Annotated in this window: 24 protein-coding genes and 1 riboswitch; of the genes, 10 read left to right on the forward strand and 14 right to left on the reverse strand. The window is 43.9% G+C overall.

Annotated elements, in window-relative coordinates:
* Positions 1-38: 38 nt before the first annotated feature.
* Positions 39-1235, forward strand: coding sequence for a class I SAM-dependent rRNA methyltransferase (locus AU377_RS10870; protein WP_067407780.1), 1197 nt, complete (start codon positions 39-41; stop codon positions 1233-1235).
* 62 nt (positions 1236-1297) lie between these two features.
* Positions 1298-1921: a LysE/ArgO family amino acid transporter gene (locus AU377_RS10875; RefSeq protein WP_067407897.1), complete on the forward strand. Its 624-nt coding sequence runs from the start codon at positions 1298-1300 to the stop codon at positions 1919-1921.
* A gap of 44 nt (positions 1922-1965) precedes the next feature.
* Here AU377_RS10875 and AU377_RS10880 read toward each other — a convergent pair whose 3' ends face one another.
* Entirely contained in the window at positions 1966-2376 is a 411-nt protein-coding gene (locus AU377_RS10880) for a DUF3021 domain-containing protein (RefSeq protein WP_067407781.1), read from the reverse strand.
* Entirely contained in the window at positions 2373-2831 is a 459-nt protein-coding gene (locus tag AU377_RS10885; protein ID WP_067407782.1) for a LytTR family DNA-binding domain-containing protein, read from the reverse strand. Before AU377_RS10885 ends, AU377_RS10880 begins: the two co-directional genes overlap by 4 nt.
* A 237-nt stretch (positions 2832-3068) precedes the next feature.
* Here AU377_RS10885 and AU377_RS10890 point away from each other — a divergent pair, with 237 nt between their 5' ends.
* Together AU377_RS10890 and AU377_RS10895 are read left to right on the forward strand one after the other, a co-directional pair.
* Entirely contained in the window at positions 3069-4754 is a 1686-nt protein-coding gene (locus tag AU377_RS10890; RefSeq protein ID WP_067407783.1) for a DUF2207 domain-containing protein, read from the forward strand.
* Positions 4755-4796: 42 nt separating this feature from the next.
* Entirely contained in the window at positions 4797-5054 is a 258-nt protein-coding gene (locus AU377_RS10895; RefSeq protein ID WP_067407784.1) for a hypothetical protein, read from the forward strand.
* A gap of 41 nt (positions 5055-5095) precedes the next feature.
* Here the strand turns inward: AU377_RS10895 and AU377_RS10900 are convergent, their stop codons facing one another.
* The 8 genes from AU377_RS10900 to AU377_RS10935 all read right to left on the reverse strand — a co-directional run bounded on the left by AU377_RS10900 (position 5096) and on the right by AU377_RS10935 (position 12000).
* Positions 5096-6115, reverse strand: coding sequence for a ThiF family adenylyltransferase (locus tag AU377_RS10900; protein ID WP_067407785.1), 1020 nt, complete (start codon positions 6113-6115; stop codon positions 5096-5098).
* Positions 6112-6885, reverse strand: a complete 774-nt coding sequence (locus tag AU377_RS10905; RefSeq protein ID WP_156450430.1) for a thiazole synthase — start codon at positions 6883-6885, stop codon at positions 6112-6114. The genes AU377_RS10900 and AU377_RS10905 overlap by 4 nt, the downstream gene beginning before the upstream one ends.
* Entirely contained in the window at positions 6882-7088 is a 207-nt protein-coding gene (gene thiS / locus AU377_RS10910) for a sulfur carrier protein ThiS (RefSeq protein WP_067407787.1), read from the reverse strand. The genes AU377_RS10905 and thiS overlap by 4 nt, the downstream gene beginning before the upstream one ends.
* Entirely contained in the window at positions 7051-8139 is a 1089-nt protein-coding gene (gene thiO / locus AU377_RS10915; RefSeq protein ID WP_067407788.1) for a glycine oxidase ThiO, read from the reverse strand. Before thiO ends, thiS begins: the two co-directional genes overlap by 38 nt.
* Positions 8123-8728 carry a thiamine phosphate synthase gene (locus tag AU377_RS10920; protein ID WP_067407789.1) on the reverse strand — a complete coding sequence of 202 codons (606 nt, stop codon included), beginning with the start codon at positions 8726-8728 and terminating at the stop codon, positions 8123-8125. The genes thiO and AU377_RS10920 overlap by 17 nt, the downstream gene beginning before the upstream one ends.
* 78 nt (positions 8729-8806) lie before the next feature.
* Positions 8807-8915, reverse strand: a riboswitch (TPP riboswitch).
* A 107-nt stretch (positions 8916-9022) separates the two neighbouring features.
* On the reverse strand, positions 9023-9721 hold the full coding sequence (locus tag AU377_RS10925) for a Crp/Fnr family transcriptional regulator (RefSeq protein ID WP_067407790.1): 699 nt from the start codon (positions 9719-9721) through the stop codon (positions 9023-9025).
* A 13-nt stretch (positions 9722-9734) separates the two neighbouring features.
* Positions 9735-11621: a cation-translocating P-type ATPase gene (locus AU377_RS10930; RefSeq protein WP_067407791.1), complete on the reverse strand. Its 1887-nt coding sequence runs from the start codon at positions 11619-11621 to the stop codon at positions 9735-9737.
* Positions 11622-11778: 157 nt separating this feature from the next.
* Entirely contained in the window at positions 11779-12000 is a 222-nt protein-coding gene (locus AU377_RS10935; protein WP_067407792.1) for a heavy-metal-associated domain-containing protein, read from the reverse strand.
* 158 nt (positions 12001-12158) lie between these two features.
* Between AU377_RS10935 and AU377_RS10940 the strand changes: the two genes are divergently transcribed.
* Complete coding sequence (locus AU377_RS10940) at positions 12159-12842, forward strand: phosphoribosylaminoimidazolesuccinocarboxamide synthase (protein WP_067407793.1); 684 nt, start codon at positions 12159-12161, stop codon at positions 12840-12842.
* Positions 12843-13016: 174 nt separating this feature from the next.
* The gene (locus AU377_RS10945) at positions 13017-13571 is read left to right on the forward strand and encodes a superoxide dismutase family protein (RefSeq protein WP_067407794.1); all 555 of its coding nucleotides are present in this window, start codon (positions 13017-13019) and stop codon (positions 13569-13571) included.
* Positions 13572-13698: 127 nt separating this feature from the next.
* Here the strand turns inward: AU377_RS10945 and AU377_RS10950 are convergent, their stop codons facing one another.
* Positions 13699-14826 (reverse strand): CAP-associated domain-containing protein, encoded by a 1128-nt coding sequence (locus AU377_RS10950; RefSeq protein WP_067407795.1) that lies wholly within the window; start codon positions 14824-14826, stop codon positions 13699-13701.
* A gap of 144 nt (positions 14827-14970) precedes the next feature.
* On the opposite strand from AU377_RS10950, the gene AU377_RS10955 reads away from it, so the two are divergent.
* From AU377_RS10955 to AU377_RS10965, 4 genes are all read left to right on the forward strand, one after another.
* A complete protein-coding gene (locus AU377_RS10955) occupies positions 14971-15834 on the forward strand; it encodes a methyltransferase domain-containing protein (RefSeq protein ID WP_067407796.1) in 864 nt (287 codons plus the stop codon).
* A gap of 160 nt (positions 15835-15994) precedes the next feature.
* Positions 15995-16471, forward strand: coding sequence for a hypothetical protein (locus AU377_RS10960; RefSeq protein ID WP_067407797.1), 477 nt, complete (start codon positions 15995-15997; stop codon positions 16469-16471).
* Positions 16462-16611: a hypothetical protein gene (locus AU377_RS15545; protein WP_156450431.1), complete on the forward strand. Its 150-nt coding sequence runs from the start codon at positions 16462-16464 to the stop codon at positions 16609-16611. Before AU377_RS10960 ends, AU377_RS15545 begins: the two co-directional genes overlap by 10 nt.
* Before the next feature lie 131 nt (positions 16612-16742).
* A complete protein-coding gene (locus AU377_RS10965; protein ID WP_067407798.1) occupies positions 16743-17090 on the forward strand; it encodes a DUF3139 domain-containing protein in 348 nt (115 codons plus the stop codon).
* A gap of 70 nt (positions 17091-17160) precedes the next feature.
* Here the strand turns inward: AU377_RS10965 and AU377_RS10970 are convergent, their stop codons facing one another.
* The 3 genes from AU377_RS10970 to AU377_RS10980 all read right to left on the reverse strand — a co-directional run bounded on the left by AU377_RS10970 (position 17161) and on the right by AU377_RS10980 (position 20900).
* Positions 17161-19296: an MMPL family transporter gene (locus AU377_RS10970; RefSeq protein ID WP_067407799.1), complete on the reverse strand. Its 2136-nt coding sequence runs from the start codon at positions 19294-19296 to the stop codon at positions 17161-17163.
* Positions 19297-19503: 207 nt separating this feature from the next.
* Entirely contained in the window at positions 19504-19704 is a 201-nt protein-coding gene (locus tag AU377_RS10975; protein WP_067407800.1) for a cold-shock protein, read from the reverse strand.
* Between the two features lie 182 nt (positions 19705-19886).
* Positions 19887-20900 (reverse strand): inorganic phosphate transporter, encoded by a 1014-nt coding sequence (locus AU377_RS10980; RefSeq protein WP_067407801.1) that lies wholly within the window; start codon positions 20898-20900, stop codon positions 19887-19889.
* Positions 20901-20902: the final 2 nt, after the last annotated feature.

A 20902-nucleotide genomic window follows, 5' to 3' on the forward strand; every position in this document is an offset into this window, starting at 1 on the left:
GCGATAATAAAAGAAAATAACGAAGTAAGGATGACAAAATGACTAAAACGATTGATGTACAAGTAAATGCTAAAAATATTGCCGATTTAAAAAAGGGTTATCCGTTAATTCTCAAAGAGGCAGTGATGAATCCGGAAGTGCTTCGTGAAGAAGGCAGCATCATCCGTCTTATTGATCGTTACCGAAAGTTTGTGGCGAAAGGCTATTACGGCAATCAAAACAAAGGAATCGGCTGGGTATTGACGCGAAAAGAAGACGAGGCAATTGACTTCGCCTTTTTCGAATCGAAAATTGCGGCGGCACTCGCTCGTCGCGAATCTTTCTTTGCGGATCCAGAAACAACAGCTTTCCGTGTATTTAATGGGGAAGGCGATGGCATTGGCGGGTTGGCGATCGATTATTTTGACGGCTACTACATGGTGAGCTGGTACAGCGCTGGCATTTATTCGCTGAAGCATCATGTCTATGGTGTATTGGATAAAATTGTTTCATATAAAGCGATCTATGAGAAAAAGCGCTTTGACACAAAAGGTCAATACATCGAACAGGACGACTTCGTCAAAGGTGAGCAAGGAGATTTTCCGATCATCGTAAAAGAAAATGGCATGAACTTCGCAGTCGATTTAAATGACGGTGCGATGACGGGTGTTTTCTTAGATCAGCGGGATGTGCGGAAGGCGATTCGTAATAACTATTCGGAAGGAAAAAATATACTAAATACATTTTCTTACACGGGCGCGTTTTCTGTGGCGGCAGCGCTTGGTGGCGCGGTCAAAACAACGAGCGTCGATCTGGCGAAACGCAGTTTGCCAAAAACGATTGAGCAGTTTAGTGTCAATGGCATTGATTATGAACAGCAAGACATTAAAGTAATGGATGTCTTCGATTATTTCCGGTATGCCAAACGTCACGAACTGAAATTTGACCTTGTCATTTTGGATCCACCAAGTTTTGCGCGGTCCAAGAAATATACGTTCAGCACAGCGAAGGATTACCCGGCATTGCTTCAAGATGCGATTGCCATCACGGAGAAAAATGGCGTTATCGTTGCATCCACAAACAATGCAAGCTTCGGGATGAAGAAGTTTAAATCATTTATCGACCAGGCATTTAAGGCATCTAATTCGTCGTATAAAATTTTAGAAGAGTCATCTCTTCCGAAAGATTTCCGCACACCGCGGGATTATCCGGAGTTTAACTATTTAAAAGTCGTTATTTTACAGAAGACTAAATAAAACGAGCGCCGCATCGCACGATTGGATGCGGCTTTATCCATATGGGGAAAAGGGTGGGATTGTTGGCAGCAGCGATTGTTCACGGAATCATTTTAGCATTTGGACTCATTGTGCCGTTAGGAGCGCAAAATGTCTTTGTTTTTAACCAAGGCGCTTTACAGCCGCGATTTTCCCGTGCGTTGCCGGTCGTAATTACGGCAGGTATTTGCGATACACTTTTAATCGTAGCGGCGGTGTCGGGCGTTTCGCTTCTTGTACTCACATTTGGCTGGCTTGAAAACATTATTTTTAGTATAGGAATTGTATTTTTACTTTACATTGGCTGGTCGCTTTGGCGCAGCAATGCTGCCTCGGTGCAACTAGACGGTGAGCGTTTCACCCCGAAAAAGCAAATCCTTTTCGCGGCATCGGTTTCATTGTTAAACCCTCACGCTATTCTTGATACGATTGGCGTCATCGGGTCAAACGCGCTAAATTATGCCGGGGACATGCGGGTGGCGTTTACAGTAACGACAATTATTGTTTCATGGCTTTGGTTTTTGGGATTGGCACTTGCGGGGAAACTTTTTGGCAAGCTCGATTCAAGCGGAAAGCTGATGGCATTGTTGAATAAAATTTCTGCGCTCGTCGTCTGGGGCGTAGCAATTTATATGGCCATGCGATTATGGGGGAATTTACATTCATAGAAAAACTGCACAAGCCTTTTAAAACAGGCTGTTGTGCAGTTTTTTTATAGCTCTTGCAGTTGTGCATTCAGTTTTTTGGCTTGATGTCTAAAATAAAGGTAGAAAACAATCCAGAATAGGATATAGCAAAGGATAAATAATGAAAGTGCGAGGGAGAAACTTCTAACGGTAAATTCAATCCAACCAATACCGAATGCAAGGGTAAAATAGAGAACAACGACTGTTATGAAATGCAGTGCAGTTTGTTGAGATAGCTTTAAACGTGTGTATTCAAAATAGAGCGGGCTTACCGTGAAAAACCAGCCGCAAAAAATGAAGCCGAGGGAGTTTTTCAAAAATAATTGTCCGTCAAGAACGTCCTGTCCGCCAAAATACACAAAGGAGTTTGTAGCGACAACAGCCAGGAATGCACCGAAAAAAATACCGATGACACTGCGAAATAAAAAAGTTTTCAATTGTTTTTCCTCCTGTTCATATTTAATATTTCTTTAATGGAAGGGACGTACGTGCGAGTGACATATTCTTTCGCCCCTGATTTAAAATACACACATAATGTGCCATTAAAAGATGCTTCGAATCGACTTAGTTCATGAAGGTTTGCGATGACCGATTTAGAGAGTCTTAAAAACTTACTCTTAGGCAGCATTTCTTCAAGCTCATATAACTTTTCCTTTAATCGGAACGTACCGTCATGAGTAACAGCTAGCACACCATCTTTATCCGAATGAAAGTAATGAATCACAGACGGCTTTAAGATATGTTGCATATTCCCCTTACTCCCGATTAGAAATATTGTTTCCCTTTCTTTGATGAAATCTAGCAGCTGTTGCACAGAATCATCCAATTCTGGACACTCAATCGTCACCTTCGTGTCCTCGAGCTGACTGTCGATCCTAAGTGACACCTTCAATTCAATCCCCCCTTTTGCATCAGAATCAATACACTTGCCATTCCCTTCTTCTTGAATAAAGTAGTTTGTATGTAAATTGTATGTTGTTTCATCATACTTGTCTTGTTGTTTTCGGTAACTGGTATGATTTCACAAGTGATTTACTAGAATGGAGGACTGAAATGCACTACGCGGCAAGACAAATAGTTTGAAACTTTATTCGTTTTTCCTTCGTAAAGAAAGAAAGGGGTGAGTGCGATGATTTGGAGAAAAATCATACCGCTGATGTTGATGCTAATTTTACTATTGCCAATCCAGACATTGGCAGTCGATTTTACGATAAAAGAAGTAACGATAGATGCGTATCTTCAGACGAATGGAGAGGTTGACGTCATCGAAAAACATACATACGTGTTTGATGGGAAGTTCAATGGCATTACGCGCGAAATCATTCCAAAAAAAGGCGCGAAAATTGACCGGTTTACTGCATCGGAAAATGGCAAAGCCTTAGCCGTCGAATCAAAAAAAGGTCTCTATAAAATCCATCGAAAGGGAAAAGATGAAACTGTAACGATTGAGCTGCATTATCAAATTCAGAACGGGATGGAAAAATATGAGGATGGTGCGCAGTTTTACTGGCCATTTTTTGACAATCGCAATGAAGCCGATTACGGCAATATGAAAATAACGATTCATCCGCCTCAAGCGGTGAACAAGGCATTGTTTATTGGTTACGATACGGCTTACGACAAAGGAGTGCTTACGTCGGACGGTTCCGTTATGTTTTTGATGGGGGAAGTGCCGGCAGGTAAAAATGGTGATATCCGAGTCGTTTATGAGCCAAAGTTGTTTCCGAAAATGGCAGAAAGCAATGGGACAATCCGCAGTAAAGTGATAGAAGAATCCAACCGCTTAGCGGAAGAAGAAAGGCGTTATGCTGCTAACAAAGAACAAGTAGCAGTTGTTGGAGGGATTGGCATAACGGCTGTTGGTATTTTACTAGTTGCTTTGTTTAGTAGTGTATCAGTCGTAGGACGACGAAAAAGGCAAGCGATTCGGGATAAAATTCAGCGTACCGGTGTAATTATTCCGGAACAGAAAATGAGTATTCCTGCAACAATTTTCTTCACAAAGGCTGGGCAGTTAACACCGGAAACAACTGCCGCAGCTCTATTGGATCTCATTCGAAAAGGGCATATAAAGCAATTGACCGAGCAGCAGTTCGAGTTGGTGAATCGCGATGTGACGCATTCTCATGAACAAGTGCTGATCGCCCTTTTATTCGATAGAATAGGGGACCGTACTTACTTTGATATTGCAGATTTAGAAACGTATACGAAAAAAGAGACAAATCATCATTCGTATAGTTTGGCATTGGCATCCTGGCGAAAAGCGATTGCGGAGGAAGTGAAGTCGCAGGATTTGTTTGAGAACCGTGCTAAATTCCGGTGGATGATTGCTTTTCTTGCTGTCGTAGTGGGTGTAGTAGCGATCCCATTTGCTTGGTATGAACTTTTTCTGTATATGGCGCTTGCGATTGTATTTGCACTAACGATGGGGGGATTTGCGGCGCTTTATCACCCGAAAAATAAACGAGGTATTCAAATCGTAGAGGAGTGGAAACAGTTCCGGGCCATTTTTAAGGAATTAAATATGGAAGAATGGAATCGATTGCCGATGGTTGATAAGCTCCGTGCGTATACATATGGAATTGGCATGAAAGATCAAAATCTCGGAACAGCTTTTAAGGAATTTGCTGATGCAGAAAACCGTATGCGGCGAGGAAATGTGGGGAGTCCGATTGTCTACAATCCTGTTGATATTTCTTCATCCTTCAACAACGCAAATACAAATGCTTCAATTGATGCGAGTGGTTCGTCAACAACTTCCTCAAGTAGCGGAGGCGGCACGGGTGGAGGAGGGGGCGGCTCAGGTGCTTTTTAAGAATAAGTGGTGGTCGAATCAGAATGAAGGGGGATGTTACATGTGGAACAAATTATGGGTCTTTTGTTGGGTACTTTAAATTTATTCTATCCACTGCTTTTAGGATCCGTCATTACATTTATATATGCCCTCATAAGGCGTTCGTCGATCCCGATGCTAATTAGTGCAATCTTGCTTTTTCCAATTGCTTGGTTCATAGGTGCGCATCCGCCGTTTCCTTGGGCAATCTTTCTTCCGCTCATTCAAGTTCTACTAGCGATTGTTTTTTATTTGTTAAATAAAAGGAAAGTAGAAACGTAACATAAAAACGCTTGGAAAATTGTACCCCAAGCGTTTTTTATTCACCCCAATAACCCAGCTGCAATTTTCTTCGCTGTAACAACTTCTTTTGTCCCGTGGATGAGCATGCGGCCATCTCGAAACAGAACGACGCGATGCCCTTTGTATTCACAAGCAACTAGATGCTCGTTCTTTACTAAATTCGTTGTTGTACCATGAATGGATTCCGCAAATGCTAACGGATCGAAAGTTCTTCCTTCCGGCCAGGATAGTTGTACGGTTTCACGTCCGCAAAGCACAGCTGTCCGCATCGATTCACGGGCAGATAAAAATGGATAGACTGCATTTTCTGAACAGCTCGGGCAACCTGCTTTTTTCATACTTGCAACATTCATCGAAGCACGGTCGCCTGTCCACAAATCTGCGGACTCAAGCTTCGGTTCGAAATCGGCACCCGTTAAATATTTCAACACATCCGCAGCTTGCCGCGCAGCGGTCGTTACAACAATCGGGCTAATGACGCCGACCGTATCGCATGTCATCGTTTGGGAAGGCAACGCTTCCAACAAGCAATGGAGACACGGTTGATCGTCTTGAATACCGATTGGGAAAGTAAGGCCATAACTGCCAACGCAGGCACCCATGAAGAAGGGGATACCGAGCTTCAATGCAGCGTCGTTTGCAATGAGTCTTGTTTCAATGTTGTCTGTCGCATCCAAAACGATGTCATGTCCATCGATTAGCTCCATAATATTCTGTGGTGTCACATCGGTCACGATGCCTGTTATGTCGACATCACTATTAATCGCTTTGAGTCGTCGCTCCGCAGCCGCCGCTTTTGGCAATTGATCAACCACGTCTTGTTCTGTGTAGAGCTGTTGGCGATGAAGGTTCGTCCATTCGATAATGTCCCGGTCCACGATTGTAATTTGCCCAACACCCGCCCGGACAAGCATTTCTGCACCAGATGAACCGAGAGCTCCTGCGCCGAGAATAAAAACTTTTGCCTCGCGGATTCGTTTTTGTCCTTCCTCACCAATAGGCGCAAAAAGTTCTTGGCGCGAGTATTTACTGCTGCTCAATTTGGAACCAATCCTTCTAACGGGCTGCTTGCCACCGCATAATCGCGCTCCGGCATGCGGCCCGCTTCGTAGCCAAGTCTTCCTGCTTCAATCGCTAATTTCATCGCTTGCGCCATCTTAATTGGATCATCTGCTTCAGATACCGCCGTGTTCAACAACACCGCGTCTGCGCCAAGCTCCATCGCATATGCCGCGTCTTTTGGAGAGCCGATGCCCGCATCGATGATGACTGGCACTTCGGATTGTTCAATGATAAAGGACAAGTTCAGCGGATTTAAAATGCCGCGGCCTGATCCAATGGGTGCTGCACCCGGCATGATCGCATGGACGCCCATTTCACATAGCCTACGCGCGAGTACAACGTCATCGGATGTGTACGGTAGAACGATAAACCCTTCGTCCAGCAACATTTCTGTCGCACGAAGTGTTTCCACTGGGTCAGGAAGTAAAGATCGGTCACAACCGATAATTTCGACTTTCACCATGTCACAAAGGCCAGACGCTTTCGCAAGCTGTGCAATGCGCACCGCTTCCTCCGCTGTTTTTGCACCCGCCGTATTTGGCAAGAGCGTATATTTCGAAAGGTCAAGCTGCTCCAAGAAATTCGGCTGCGTTGGTTCGAAAATATTCATCCGTCTCACTGCAAATGTTAAGATTTCCGATTCCGAAACGCGTACTGCTTCTTTTTGAATTTCAAATGATGGATACTTTCCTGTTCCTAAAAGTAAACGAGAGTTGAATGTTTTATTACCAATCTTAAGCATATTTATCCTCCTCCTACAAAGTGAATGATTTCAATTTGGTCACGGTCCTTGATTGGCTGATCGAATGCATCTTTAGAAAGGATATTTCTATTCTTTTCTACGATGACGATTCGATCTGCAAGTTCAAGATGACCAAGCAACTCTTGTACATTCCCTACTTCGACAGGCACATCATACTGATTGCCGTTCAACTCGATAACGCGTTCCATGAAAAATCCCCCTTTTTGGATCAAATGTTTCCAACCGTTCTGTATCGACTTCAATTCCAATCATCAAATCACGAATGAGACAAGCTGTTGCAGGCGCCAATAAAATGCCGTTGCGGAAGTGTCCAGCCGCAACATACATATTTTCTTTTCCTGGCACCCGCCCGATATAAGGTAAGTCATCAACCGTTTTTGGACGGAGCCCGGCCCAGCGTTTCAAAACTGGAAAACCGGAAAGACCGGAAATGAATCGTTCTGCAATATCATTCAAGGCGAAATGACCAGCAATCGTCGTGTCTAAGTCCATCACGCCGGGTTCCATCGTTGCGCCAACGACAAGCGTTCCGTCCGTTCGGGGTACGATGTAACATCCTTGGTGAAAAAGCGTATACGGCAAACGCATCCCCATTCCATCGAGCTGCATGCATTGGCCTTTCACTGCTGTCATTTGTAGTCCTGGAATTAGCATCCCGCTTGTCACGCCGCCCGCAATGACAACATGTTTAGCATTCCAGTCTAAAACCCGATAACCTCCACGAATGGTTTCAATTTCGTCGACTTGGCTATTCCGTAAAATGGTTGCGCCCAGTTGTTCTGCTGATTGACAAAATGCTCGTGTAGTTTTCTCGGGATGGACGTGCACATCCTCTTGGAATAAATAACCCCCAAATGCAGGAGGGGAGACGCTTGGCATGCGTTCCTGAATTTGTTCAGGTGAAAGATAAGCGGCATCATGCCAACGGGAAAGTGCTTTTCTTTCCTCATTCGACTGAGCGAATTGGACAATGCCGCCCGTTGTATAGGCAATGTCAATGCCCGATTCCCGCCAGAACTCCTCGTATAGCACCTGGCTTTCGCGTGCGAATGAGTAAAATTGGTCATTTAAATACTCGGAATGCGCCCCTAGCATGCCGCCAGCGGCACAAGTAGTACCTTGTGCGATTTGGGAACTTTCAACGAGTACGACAGAAAGGCCCGCTTTCGCGGCATAATAGGCGATACTACACCCGATTATGCCTCCGCCAATGATGACAACGTCAACGTTTTGTGGCATAGGAGCCCTCCTTGTATGAGGATGCAACCTCGTCCGGTTCATCACTTCTAAAAATGGTAGACATGACGGCGACACCTGCTACGCCAATTTGCTGTAAAGATGAAAGGTGTTTCGGTTTGATTCCGCCAATCGCATAAACGGGAATTGGCAGCGAGCCAGCGATTCGGCGAAGTTCTTCCGTTCCTCGCGGCGGCAATCCTTCTTTTGAACCTGTTGCAAAAAGATGCCCGTAAAGCACCCAATCTGCTCCGTCGTTATAGGCAGCTTCCGCTTCCTCAAGGGAGTGGACAGATCTGCCAAACGACAAACTTGGAAACTGTTTTTTGGCGAGCCTGAGCGGCAAACCATGACCGGGCAGCTGCACTTTTTGGATGCCTGCAATGGTTGCGACGTCCGGACGTCTATGGACAATAATCTTTGATGCATCAAAGCCCGAACGTTTTACCGTTTGGATCAATTCAATCACTTCAGCATCTGTTTTTGACTTTTCTCGTAAGATGACGGCATCGATTGATGGTTCGATCGCGCAAAGTGTGTCAACAAGTTGTGCAGTTTCCATCTTGTCGTCCGTCACAGCGATTAAATTCATGACATTCCCCCTTATGCAACGAAAAAGACCACTTTCCGCGTTTGGAAAGTGGTCTGTCATGAGTTTATTCCTTAAAATATGAAAGACACGCCACTTCCCTCCGCAGGTTCAAACCTGTTCAGGTAATAAGGGTATCGGAGTCGCACTCCTCTCTCAGTCCTTTAAAAGGATTCCCCTAATGGTCAGTTCTATGAAGTTATCATTTCATGGACTAGTGTAGCATATGGACGTGATAAATGGAAGTACTTGTCGGAATAATTAAAATTGAGTGTGAAAAACCGTCATTGGGAAAGCTCAAACTAATAAAAGTTCATCTAAGTCCAAAACCTCGATCTCGCGTTTCCCGCGTTGCCGAATCCAGCCAGCTTCTTCAAAGTCCGTAAGCTTCCGGCTGACCGTTTCGGGCGTCGTACCAAGATGCGAGGCGATGTCTTTTCGACTCATTGGTAATTGAATGATGTTGCTTTTTTGCTCTTCCACCAGATCTGCGATATACATCGCAACCCTTGCGTCTGTCGTTTCCATGGCAATGCGGGCTGCTTGTGTTTCGGTCTTCGCTAGTCGTGCAGAGAATTCCGAGAGTACTTTTAACGAAATCGCTGGGTATTTGAGTAAAAATGCTTGGAAGTTTTCTCGCCCCATGACGCATAATTCTACAGGCCCTAACGCTTCTGCATAAGCATTATGAACCGATTCACTAAACAGCGATAGTTCACCGGTGAAATCGCCAGGTTTTAGTATTCGCACGAGCTGTTCTTTGCCATTGTCAGATAATCGATAAATTTTCACCCGTCCTTTATGGACGATATAAAGACCTTCTGATCGATCACCTGCGTGGTAAATCGTTTGACCCCGCAAGTGTGTAACAGATGTCGTTTCCTTTACGATTTCGTTCATTTCCGAAGGTGTTAAATGATTAAAAATCGGTACAATGGAGATGCATAACTTCTGCATCTCCAAGCCGTGATCCGAATGGTGATTACATCCTGTCATTGATTGATTCACCTCACTCTATTAATGGTTCTGGAACATGTCGACTTACTCGTTTCTTTTTTCCATTATACCGAATTAATCGGACGGCGTTTACAATAACGGCTAGTACGCTTAATTCATGAATAAGCATGCCGGACGCGAGGAATACTTTTCCGAGTAAGACGCCTGCAAGAAGTAAGACAACTGTTCCAACTGCGATGAAAGTGTTTTGTTTCATGTTGCGAACGGTTGCTTTCGAGAGGGAATAGGCATGTGCGAATTGATCCAATCGATCAGCCATGAGGACAATATCAGCGGTTTCCATTGAAATGTCCGTTCCGCCTTCACCCATCGCAAGACCAATATCAGCTGTTGCGATTGCTGGTGCATCATTAATGCCATCGCCCGCCATTGCAACATGGCGACCTTTGTTTTTCAGTTTTTGTACCATTGCTACTTTGTCTTCTGGAAGCAGCTCCGCATGCACTTCGTCGAGTCCTAATTGGGCTCCGACAAGTTCTGCCGTATGGCGGTTATCACCTGTCAGCATAATGATTTGTTTGATGCCATTTGTGCGCAGTTGCTGAAGTGCTTCTTCTGCTTCAGGACGGATTTTGTCAGCGATTGAAAAGATACCCGCGATCACACCGTCAATGCTTGCGAAGATCGCTGTGTTGCCGGTTTTTTCACGTTGTACCGCATAGTCTTCTGCAACATCATCAATAATGATTCCTTCAGAAGCCATTAATTTACGGTTACCGATGACAAGTTGTTTGCCTTCAATGCGAGCACGGATCCCGTTTCCTTTTATTACCTCGGCGTCTTCAGGCTCATTCATGAGCTCGATGTTGCGGTTTTTCGCTTCTTTGACAATCGTTTGGCCAAGATGGTGTTCAGAAATCATTTCAGCTTCTGCAACGATGCGAAGCAAGTCTTCTTCATTTCCCGTGAACGCGTGGATATCCGTTACTTCTGGGCGTCCGCGTGTTAACGTGCCTGTTTTATCAAAAACAACCGTGTCGATTTTTGCAAGTTTTTCCATAATGTCGCCGCCCTTAATAAGGACGCCATTTCTTGCGCCATTTCCGATACCGGCAACGATGGAGACGGGTGCCGAAATGACAAGTGCGCCGGGACATGCGATGACGAGGAATGTGAGTGTCATTTCGATATTGCGTGTAAAGATATAGACAAGTATGGATAAGATAACGATGGAAGGGGTGTAAATATTCGCGAATCGATCTAAAAACTTCTGTGTTTTCGATTGTGATTCTTGCGCTTCTTCAACGAGTTCGATAATGCGTGCGAATGTCGTATCGTCGCCGACACGTTCCGCAATGATTTCGATAAATCCGTTATCCACGATCGTTCCGCTAAATACACGGTCGTCAATTGTTTTGGAAGCGGGAACGGATTCGCCGGTAATGGCAGCTTCATTCAACGTGGCAGTACCTGTGATAATTGAGCCATCTACTGCAACTTTCTCACCGGAACGGATGATGACACGGTCACCGACTTCTACATCGTCGACGGAAACGGTCATCGTTGTGCCGTCACGGACGACAGTCGCTTCTAACGGTGCCAGATCCACTAATGCTTTTAAGGAAGAACGGGTTTTTTCCAATGTACGTGCTTCCAGATACGCACCGAATAAAAATAGAAAAGTAACAGCGGCAGATTCGACATATTCCCCGATGAACAATGCACCCACAACGGCGATCGTGACAAGAAGCTCGATGCTGAATGCTTTCATTCGCAGTGCTTTGAATGCTTTGATAGTGATCGGAATGCCAGCAATAATTGTTGCTAGGATTAGCAATAGCTGTCTCCATTCATGGAGGCCGATGATGTGAAGCCCGATAGCTACGGCAAGCAAAATGCCAGTGACAGCTGTAATTTGAGATGTTCTTTTGGCATTCATACCAATCTCTCCTTTAGTTTTTAAATTTTGTACCTTCTATCTATCTCTAGCTTAAAGTGTTTCGGTAAAAGAAACCTTGATGTCCATCAAGTCGTTGGGGAAAATTCCCTTCATTCCAATAAAAAAGGAAACGGAGGTTCAGCCCGTTTCCTTCAGCTTATGAAACTTTTTGCGATAATACAGGATAACCTAGTTTAACGATCGTATTTTGAAGTTCATCCGCCTGAATGGTTTCTGCATCGAACATAACACGCGCTTTGCTTGAGTTGAATAGCACTTTCGCTTCTTGGACCCCGTTCAATTTTGATAAAGTACTTTCAATTTTCTTAATGCAAGATGGACAGCTAAGCGGTTCAAGTGTAAAGACAGCTTTTTTCATTTTGTTTTCCTCCCTTTGTTCTTCTGACTTAAGAATAAGATATTTTTTATGAATAGACCTTGACGCCCGTCAAGTTTCGGGAAACTTTTCTTTTTCTTCCCGTGAAATTCATTTATACTAAAGAAAGAACGACTATTTGAGTGGAAAGGAACTTGTCCATGGAACTCATTTATAAAGGTAAAACGAAAGATGTGTACAAATTAGAAGACGGTAACATTCTCTTAAAATTTAAAGATGATGTGACTGGGGAAGATGGCGTATTTGACCCGGGTGCCAATACAGTTGGTTTAACGATTGAAGGAGCAGGACAGTCGGGGCTCCGGATGACAACATTTTTCTTTGAAAAAATGGCGGAAGAAGGCATTCCAAGCCATTACATCGATGCGAATATTGAGGATGTGACGATGACAGTAAAGGCGGCAACGATGTTCGGAAATGGCTTGGAGGTCATTTGCAGATACCGCGCAGTAGGCAGTTTCTTACGCCGCTATGGTGCGTATTGTGAAGAAGGACAAGTGCTGGACGCTTTTGTTGAAGTAACGATTAAAGACGATGAGCGCAATGATCCGCCAATTTCAAAAGATGGCTTAGCGCAGCTCGATATTTTGACGAATGAAGAATACGATACGCTTGAGGCGTTGACGAAGCAAATTTCGAATGTCGTGAAAGATACACTTGCTGAAAAGGGTCTCGACTTGTACGACATTAAACTAGAGTTTGGCCGTGACAGTCAAACAGGTGATATTATTTTAATCGATGAAATTTCTGGTGGGAATATGCGTGTGTACAAAGAAGGTACGTACATCGCACCACTTGATCTCGAAAAACTAGTATTGGCTTAAGTAAAAAACCACTGTTGATTCCATAAATTAATGGAGTTAACAGTGGCTTTTTTTCTGGTCATGGTGAATTCTTTGACGACAGGATTGGGCTATTCCGTAAACATTTCCCAAATATGATAAAAAGTATCTAATTAGGACATCCTTCTTAGTATAGAAACAAAAGGAGGATGTCAGATGAAACAAAAGATCATCTTATTCATCGTTATCATGACCTTACTGCTGGTCAGTGGATGCGGTAGCAATAATATGAAAGTTCCAGTCAGCGGAGGAAGCGAACAAATGGCTGTGGCGCCGTTGATTAATACAAAAAATGAGAAGATCGGCGAAGTGAGCTTTGTTGAAGGGAAAGACGGCGTGACGATCGCTGTCATCGCGGAAGGGCTGCCGCCGGGTAAGAAAGGTATCCATATTCATGAAACGGGCGTTTGTACACCACCTACTTTCACCTCGGCAGGCGGACATTTAAATCCAGCCCATCGAGAACATGGCTTTGATAATCCAAAAGGGTTCCATTTAGGGGATTTACCTAACATTGAAGTGGATGCAAATGGACGAGTGTCAGCCGAGTTGGAGTTGAAAGACGTCACGTTAGAAATGGGTCAAAAAAATTCATTGCTCGATCGAGATGGCAGCGCACTTGTCATCCATGCAAACGAAGATGACTATAAAACAGATCCATCAGGAAATTCCGGCGATCGGATTGCTTGTGCAGTTGTCAAAGCGAAATAAAATGAAAAGGGATGTCCTAGAGCGAAGCGTCGGACACCATTGAACACTAAATATCGTATCAAAAATGAAGGTGATACGATATTTTGAAAGTGTATCGTGGTGCCAGTCACCTCTAGGGTATCCCATTTTATTTTGAGAAAAATTTTTCAGTGTAATACGGTTGTGACTTTTCATTGAATGCAACGCCAGTCCCAAGATGACTGAAATGACCTTGCAAAATATTTTTACGATGTCCTTCTGAATTCATCAAGCCTTCATGCGCAAAAATGCTACTAGGCTGACCATAGGCAAGGTTTTCTCCCGCACTGGAAAATAAAATGCCATCATACTGCATCCGATCAAATGGCGATTTTCCTTCTTGATTTGTATGGCTGAAATAATTTTTTACCGCCATATCTTCACTATGCTTACGAGCCGTCCCGGAAACAAGTTCGTCCCACTGAAGTACAGAAAGTCCGTTCCGCACACGCGCAGCATTCGTTAAGTCAAACAGCTGCTGCTCAAATCCTTTTCTAAGCGCGTCATTACCGCCGGCGTAAATACCGGCTTTTCTCCGTTCCAGAGAGGCTGAGATCAGTTGAACGGCTGTTACGGTATCGTTTTTATGGAGATCATAAAAAACATACGTATACGTATCGCCTGACTTAAAGACATCGTATTCTTCGCTGTCTTGTAAAATGAAAATGTGCAGGCCTTTTCGAATCTCTTTAATCGGGTCACCAAATGCAGTTCGGACATCTGATTTGGATGAGCCGTATTGGATGCCTGCGGAAGTGGAAATAAGGCGATCGTTTGTGTAAATCGCATTGACGTTTCGCAGCTCGTCAAATGAAATCATAACGAAATTATGATAACGATCATGATACGTTTCCCATTCCGTGCCGTATTCGTTCACAGAAACGCGCTGCGGATCGCCTAGTTCTGTTCTCACATTTTCTTCAGAACTGCCAAGCACAATGTTATGAATGGCGATTTCTCCACTTGGCGGCTTTTCTAAAATCGGAATTTTGACATCGGGTGCTAGTTTCTCTTGATCCACCGAAGGTGATGATATAAAAAGAGCCGCTTTATCGGCTGTATCTCGAATGTATTGAACGGCGGTATGCACCGATTGATTATTTAAAAGGGTATTGACCTGTTCGTCAATGGTGTCGAAAAATGAAAGGTCGACAATTTTTGAGACAGGTTCTTCCCAGATAGGTTTTGCGATATAAAGTAAACCTGCAAAAAGTGCTAAAAGGAATAGTCTTCTCATCGGATTTCCCCCCTTAAGCTTATTGTACCTCCTTGCTGTTTCAGGTAGAAGTAAGACGCTCATAGCCATTAGAGGTTCCGAATTTCCAGTCTGTCAGGAAAAACGATATACTTGTACAATAACAAATGCGCGGAGCGTGAAAATATGATGGTTTCGAAAAAAATGAAAAATGCGCGTGTCATCGAAAACAACAGCCCAATATTGAGTTGTCCGATCTGTTCATCTGACATGGATTTGCTAGAGTATGCAAAACTTGTTTGTTTAAACAACCACTCCTTTGATTTATCTAAAAATGGTTATGTCAATTTAGCACCGCAAGCTTCCGGAACGAAGTATGATAAGTCCCTATTTCAGGCAAGGAAAATAGTGATGGCGAGCGGTTTTTTTGACCCAATTATTTCTCGGATCACGGAAAATATAAAGGTGGCAAGAAACGGGGAACACTCCGCCCTTCTATTGGATGCGGGATGTGGAGAAGGTTCTCACTTGTCGGCTATTTGCACACGTTTGAACAATTTAACAGGCGTGGGGATTGATCTGGCAAAAGAAGGCATCGAGGCTGCCGCAAAAATGCATCCAGGCTCGATTTGGGCAGTCGCTGATCTTGCGAAGTGCCCATTTGGAAGCGGGGAATTTGACTTTATCGTCAATATTTTATCACCTGCTAATTTTGCAGAATTCACAAGGGTATTAAAGCCAGGGGGAATGTGTCTGAAAGTAGTTCCTGAAAGTGGCTATTTACAGGAATTGAGAACAATTTTTTATGACGGGAAAAGCGATCAAGCGAACTCCGCGGATCCTATTGAACGTTTTGGGGCGCATTTTGAAGAAGTGGAAACAACGCGGCTGACGTATCAATTTCCGCTGACACCTGAATTGCTGGAACCGCTCATTCGCATGACGCCGCTCTCATGGGGTGCGGGTGAGAAGAAAGTAAAAGAAGCTTTGCAAACCAATATTCGGCAAGTGACAGTTGATTTGTCAATTATTTCGGGATTGAACGGTTAACGGAAGGGGAATGAAAGGATGTTTGGTGGGATTAGCAGTACGCCAAGTGGATTTTATGTGATAGCGATCGCCATGATCGTGTTGGTCGTCATTTTTATTGAATGGAAGACACGATGAATGATGATATACTGAAAAAAACTAAATGGAAAAGAGTGGAACTATGCTAACATTTGAACAAAAGCAAGCGATTATTGAATCATTTCCTGAACTGACACGAAAAGACGTGTCGATGAAACGGGTCAATTATCATTATGAAGACAGTGTGTATGATAAAACGATTGTCGTTCAACATTTACACCCGAATGGCAATGGCTTTGTTTACGTATCGGGCATTCCGGGTTACGCGTCCGACGACCGAGGCCTTGTGAATATTCGGGAGGCGACGGAAGAGGAGTTGCGGACGATTATTCGCGACGCGATCGATGCATTATCTACGGAAAAGTCTGACGGAGAGCCGATTGTAGAGTTTTGGACAAATCCAGAAGGAGAACAGTTGGTGTTAAAGGAAGAAATGGACGCTTGGAATGTGTATCATGGTGAAAATTTGGAAGATAGCTTTGGGGATTATGAAGAGGCCGTTGATTATTTAAGGGAAGAACGGTTTTCGCCTGGCAAGGGAGGCGACGGGTGCGCATGAAGGGGAGTCATCTCGTCATCGGACTTGTTCTTTTTGTCCTCATTGTAGTGGCAGTCATCTATTTCACAATGATGGCGACGTTTGATAAAGGCGAAACTGGGTTCGAATCGTTTTCTACTATCGAATATAAAATTTCTTAACTAGGGCACATCGTTTGTCCTAGTTCTTTAGGATGCACAGTTCTATGCAATAGATTTGAATAAACTTTGACTTCCCGATACGTTGAAACTTTTTTTAGAAGCGCCCGTAAATCTATCATGGGGGGAGCATAATGAGATTCACAATAGTATTATTCCTAATCGCCCTATTAGTTCTGGGGTGGCATGGTTTCTCGGCACGGGGCCAATGGGACTTAGCGGAAAAAGAATTTGAACAGTATATCGAAGAACAAGGGATCTCAAAATCCATGATTGATCAAAAGAAGATTAAGAATATCTCAAGAGACGGACGGAGGCTCATTGTAATGGTTTCCTATAAGGATGATCCAGGATTCCGCTATAATTATTATTATACAAAAAACAATAGCCGTCCAATGTATTTGGTCGTATCGGAAGGTGACTTTGACAAAGTAAAAGTTGTTCCGACAGAAAAAAAGATGAAATATCCACCGCTAGAGTGATATTTCATCTTTTTGGTGCCTGGCACCAACCGAAATTGCCTGGTGTGTCATATGTCTTTGTTTGATTACTTCATGAGTGCCAATTCCCGGCTTTATAAGGTCCTTTTCGAAATGGCAGCCACCAGTTCCATTTGCCGAACAGTTTCATAAGGCTAGGCACGAGAAGCAATCGAATAATTGTCGCATCGATCGCAACTGCGACGGCGATGCCGACGCCAATTTGCTTAACGGGCAAGACGTCAGTGAATGCGAAAGCGCCGGTGATGACGATCATAATGAGAGCGGCAGAAGTAATAATTTTACTTGTTGTTGCAAGCCCTTCAACTGTTGAATAATCATTGTCATACGTGTTGGCATATTCCTCTTGCATGCGTGAAATCAGAAATACTTCATAGTCCATACTTAAACCGAAAACGAGGCTAAAGACGAGCACTGGAATAATGAGTGCGATCGTTCCGGCTTCCATGCCAAAATGTCCATATTGGAAAATGTACACGAGGATGCCGAATGTTGAGGCAAGCCCGATGACATTCATCGCAATTGCTTTAATCGGTATTAAAATAGATCTGAAAGCGATCATTAAAATGACAAATGTCGTAGCGACGACCACGCCCAAGGCAATCCAAATCTTGTCCCAAATTTCATCGAATATTTCTTGGTTGAACTTTGGATGTCCGCCGATACGCAAATTCCATTCGGTCTCCTTCGCCGACCAGTCGCGCACCCAATCTTGCGCTGCTTCAGATGATCCTTTGGCGCTAATCGTCACTGGGATTAACAGTAAATCCCCATTGACAAAAGTGTCTAAAAGCGGTGTAAGGGATGAAGCCATTTGGGGCATTTGCATCGCTTGTTCCCATTGCTGGGCAGTGTCGATTTTGCTTGCTGTAAAAATGGTTTGCACTTGATCGACGAGCGGATCCGCTGTTAGTGCATCTTCTAATTGCTTCATCGATTGCAGTCCAGCTTCATCATCCCAGCCATTTGCCCGTTCTGCAACGAGATAGAGGGATGATTGCCGATCCATTTCAAACGTTTTTTCTATGAGCTCATAGGCTTGTCTTGTATCATATGACTTAGGTAATGAATCAATTTGCGGGATCGTCAATTCCATGTTTTTTACTGGAATGATCGCGATGCTCAGTAAAACGACGGCGATCGAAGTGATGAGTACTGGACGTTTAATGACGCCATTCGCAAAATCACGCCAACGATCGGAACCATTTGTTTTCACTTTCAACAGCTGCCATTTTTCAATCCGATCTCCAAGTGTCATGAGAAGTGCAGGCAATAACGTAACCGAACTGAGGACAGCCATGCCGACAACGATCATGCCGCCAAGTGCAATGTTTTGGAAAATGGCGACGCGAATGATAAACATAGCGCCAAGGCCGATAAATACACAAAATGCTGAAAAAATGATAGACCTGCCAGCGGTTCGAACGGTCGTAGAGACTGCTTCTTGAATGGCACTTTTCCTGCGCTCCTCTCGGTAACGGCTAATAAAGAGCAAGGCAAAATCGATGCTTAACGCAAGACCGAGCATCGGAATAATGTTTAACACAAAAATGGACAAATCTAGTTTGCTGCCGATTAGCGTTAGGACGCCAAAAGAAGTCACGACCGTCACAACGCCAATTAGTATCGGAACGAATGAGGCAACGACAGTTCCAAACGCGAAAAGAAGAATAATGATCGCAATGGGCAGCCCGATCGCTTCTGCCGTCATTAAATCACGTTGGCTAGCGGTATTAATATCTTTTGAAATGGCGGAAGCACCCGTAAGCGTAACGCCTTTCTCATCGCCAATCGCATCACGGATTTGTGTGACGACTTGGGACATATCCAGGTCATCATTGTCAAAATGCAACATCGCATAGGAAACATTTGCTGTATATTGTTTTTCTACATCGAGCGGCGAAACACTGTCAGACGTAACACCTAGTTCTTCAACTGTCGTCAGCGTTTCTTGAATTTTGGCATCAGAAACGCCGTCAAATACGAGAAACATTGTTTCGGCAGGCATGTCGAACTGATCAGAAACGATGTCCATCACTTCTGCATGTTCGCCTTTCATTTCAAATCCATCGCCTTGTAAGTAGCTTGGCAGTCGAACAGCAAAAATGGCCAAACCGACAAAAATAACGACCCAAGCGGCGATGATATATTTTGGGACACTCGTAACAAATTTTGCGAGCGGACGCATATGATCCTTCCTTTCTATCACTTGATCCCTTACACCTGTCGGTTCCCACCATCGTGGAAGCAGAGGGACAATTGAATCAAGTTAAACCTTATTCTTCTATAATAACGGAAAGAAGAATGAATGTCTTGAGATTGGGGGGTGTTGAAGGGGAAGAGAAAAACACAAAAAAAATCCACTCCCCGAAGGAAGTGGATTTCAAAAGTCAAATTAGTTTTTTGTAACGTTTGTAGCTTGTAGACCGCGTTGACCTTGCTCGATTTCGAAAGATACGTCCTGGCCTTCTTCAAGAGTTTTGAAGCCTTCGCCTTGGATTGCTGAGAAGTGTACGAATACGTCGTCGCCATCTTCACGCTCGATGAATCCAAAACCTTTTTCTGCGTTAAACCATTTTACTTTACCTTGTTCCATGTTTGTTTCCTCCTCGTGCGCACTTGCACACATTGTGTTACTATCCTTGCTCAAGTCTTGAAGCGGTCAAGAAGTAATCGAGACCTTCGTACCGAACAAAAATAATTCTCCTCTATCATAACAGATTGGAATGGGTAGTGCAAGGAAAATGTTAAAAACGTTTTCATCTTTTCAAATGATCTTCACATAGATAACTGTGAGAAGACTAAATTGAGGATTTGGTAAACGATTGCTGCAATTGTCGCGGAGATCGGCAAAGTGATGATCCACGTCATGACAATTTTTTGCGCAACGCCCCACTTAACTCCTTTTACACGCTGTGCAGTTCCAACCCCCATAATCGCGGATGAAATGACGTGTGTTGTACTAACAGGCAAATGGATAAGCGTAGCACCGAAAATGATAATCGCAGAGGATAAGTCTGCCGCCGCCCCGTTAACAGGACGGATTTTCATAATTTTACCGCCAACTGTTTTAATAATTTTATATCCACCCATTGCAGTTCCAATCCCCATTGCAACTGCCGCGGCGATTCGGACCCATAATTGAATATCATCTCCTGATTGGAGATCCGCTGCAATCAAGGCCATTGTAATGATCCCCATTGCTTTTTGGGCATCGTTTGTCCCATGCGTAAACGATTGAAGAGCAGCAGTTCCGATTTGCATATAACGAAAGCGCGTATTCGCTTTGAATAAATTACGATTTTTAAAGATGACCTTAAACAATGACATCATGAGAAAGCCGCCCGCTAATGCAATAAATGGAGAAAAGATCAGTGCTTGTAAAATTTTCATAAAGCCTGTGTAATTTAGAATACCAAATCCCGCCGCGGAAATGGCCGCCCCCGCAATCGAGCCAATCAATGCATGGGAGGAGCTAGAAGGAATGCCGTAATACCAGGTAATTAAATTCCATGCAATGGCTGCTGTGAGCGCTGCTAATATAACAAGTGAACCATTTTCCAAAACAAATGGATCGACAATATCTTTGGAAATTGTTTTGGCGACCCCTGTGAATGTGATGGCGCCGACAAAGTTCATGGTAGCCGCCATCATAATAGCAACACGCGGCTTTAAAGCTCGTGTCGATACAGATGTTGCAATGGCATTTGCTGTATCATGAAACCCATTAATAAAGTCAAAAGCAAGTGCGAAAATAACAACGAGAATCGTTAGGAAGAGAATCGTATCCATTT

It is taken from the genome of Sporosarcina sp. HYO08, from assembly GCF_001563475.1.
Classification (GTDB): domain Bacteria; phylum Bacillota; class Bacilli; order Bacillales_A; family Planococcaceae; genus Sporosarcina.

Excerpts from the sequence above, each read along its gene's own strand:
- AU377_RS10950 (WP_067407795.1), bottom strand. The coding sequence starts at position 14,826 with ATGAGAAGACTATTCCTTTTAGCACTTTTTGCAGGTTTACTTTATATC.
- thiO (WP_067407788.1), bottom strand. The coding sequence starts at position 8,139 with ATGCCACAAAACGTTGACGTTGTCATCATTGGCGGAGGCATAATCGGG.
- AU377_RS10965 (WP_067407798.1), top strand. The coding sequence starts at position 16,743 with ATGAGATTCACAATAGTATTATTCCTAATCGCCCTATTAGTTCTGGGG.
- AU377_RS10930 (WP_067407791.1), bottom strand. The coding sequence starts at position 11,621 with ATGAATGCCAAAAGAACATCTCAAATTACAGCTGTCACTGGCATTTTG.
- AU377_RS10920 (WP_067407789.1), bottom strand. The coding sequence starts at position 8,728 with ATGAATTTAATCGCTGTGACGGACGACAAGATGGAAACTGCACAACTT.
- AU377_RS10970 (WP_067407799.1), bottom strand. The coding sequence starts at position 19,296 with ATGCGTCCGCTCGCAAAATTTGTTACGAGTGTCCCAAAATATATCATC.
- AU377_RS10870 (WP_067407780.1), top strand. The coding sequence starts at position 39 with ATGACTAAAACGATTGATGTACAAGTAAATGCTAAAAATATTGCCGAT.
- thiS (WP_067407787.1), bottom strand. The coding sequence starts at position 7,088 with ATGGAACGCGTTATCGAGTTGAACGGCAATCAGTATGATGTGCCTGTC.
- AU377_RS10955 (WP_067407796.1), top strand. The coding sequence starts at position 14,971 with ATGATGGTTTCGAAAAAAATGAAAAATGCGCGTGTCATCGAAAACAAC.
- AU377_RS10945 (WP_067407794.1), top strand. The coding sequence starts at position 13,017 with ATGAAACAAAAGATCATCTTATTCATCGTTATCATGACCTTACTGCTG.
- AU377_RS10960 (WP_067407797.1), top strand. The coding sequence starts at position 15,995 with ATGCTAACATTTGAACAAAAGCAAGCGATTATTGAATCATTTCCTGAA.
- AU377_RS10925 (WP_067407790.1), bottom strand. The coding sequence starts at position 9,721 with ATGACAGGATGTAATCACCATTCGGATCACGGCTTGGAGATGCAGAAG.
- AU377_RS10975 (WP_067407800.1), bottom strand. The coding sequence starts at position 19,704 with ATGGAACAAGGTAAAGTAAAATGGTTTAACGCAGAAAAAGGTTTTGGA.
- AU377_RS10890 (WP_067407783.1), top strand. The coding sequence starts at position 3,069 with ATGATTTGGAGAAAAATCATACCGCTGATGTTGATGCTAATTTTACTA.
- AU377_RS10980 (WP_067407801.1), bottom strand. The coding sequence starts at position 20,900 with ATGGATACGATTCTCTTCCTAACGATTCTCGTTGTTATTTTCGCACTT.
- AU377_RS10940 (WP_067407793.1), top strand. The coding sequence starts at position 12,159 with ATGGAACTCATTTATAAAGGTAAAACGAAAGATGTGTACAAATTAGAA.
- AU377_RS10935 (WP_067407792.1), bottom strand. The coding sequence starts at position 12,000 with ATGAAAAAAGCTGTCTTTACACTTGAACCGCTTAGCTGTCCATCTTGC.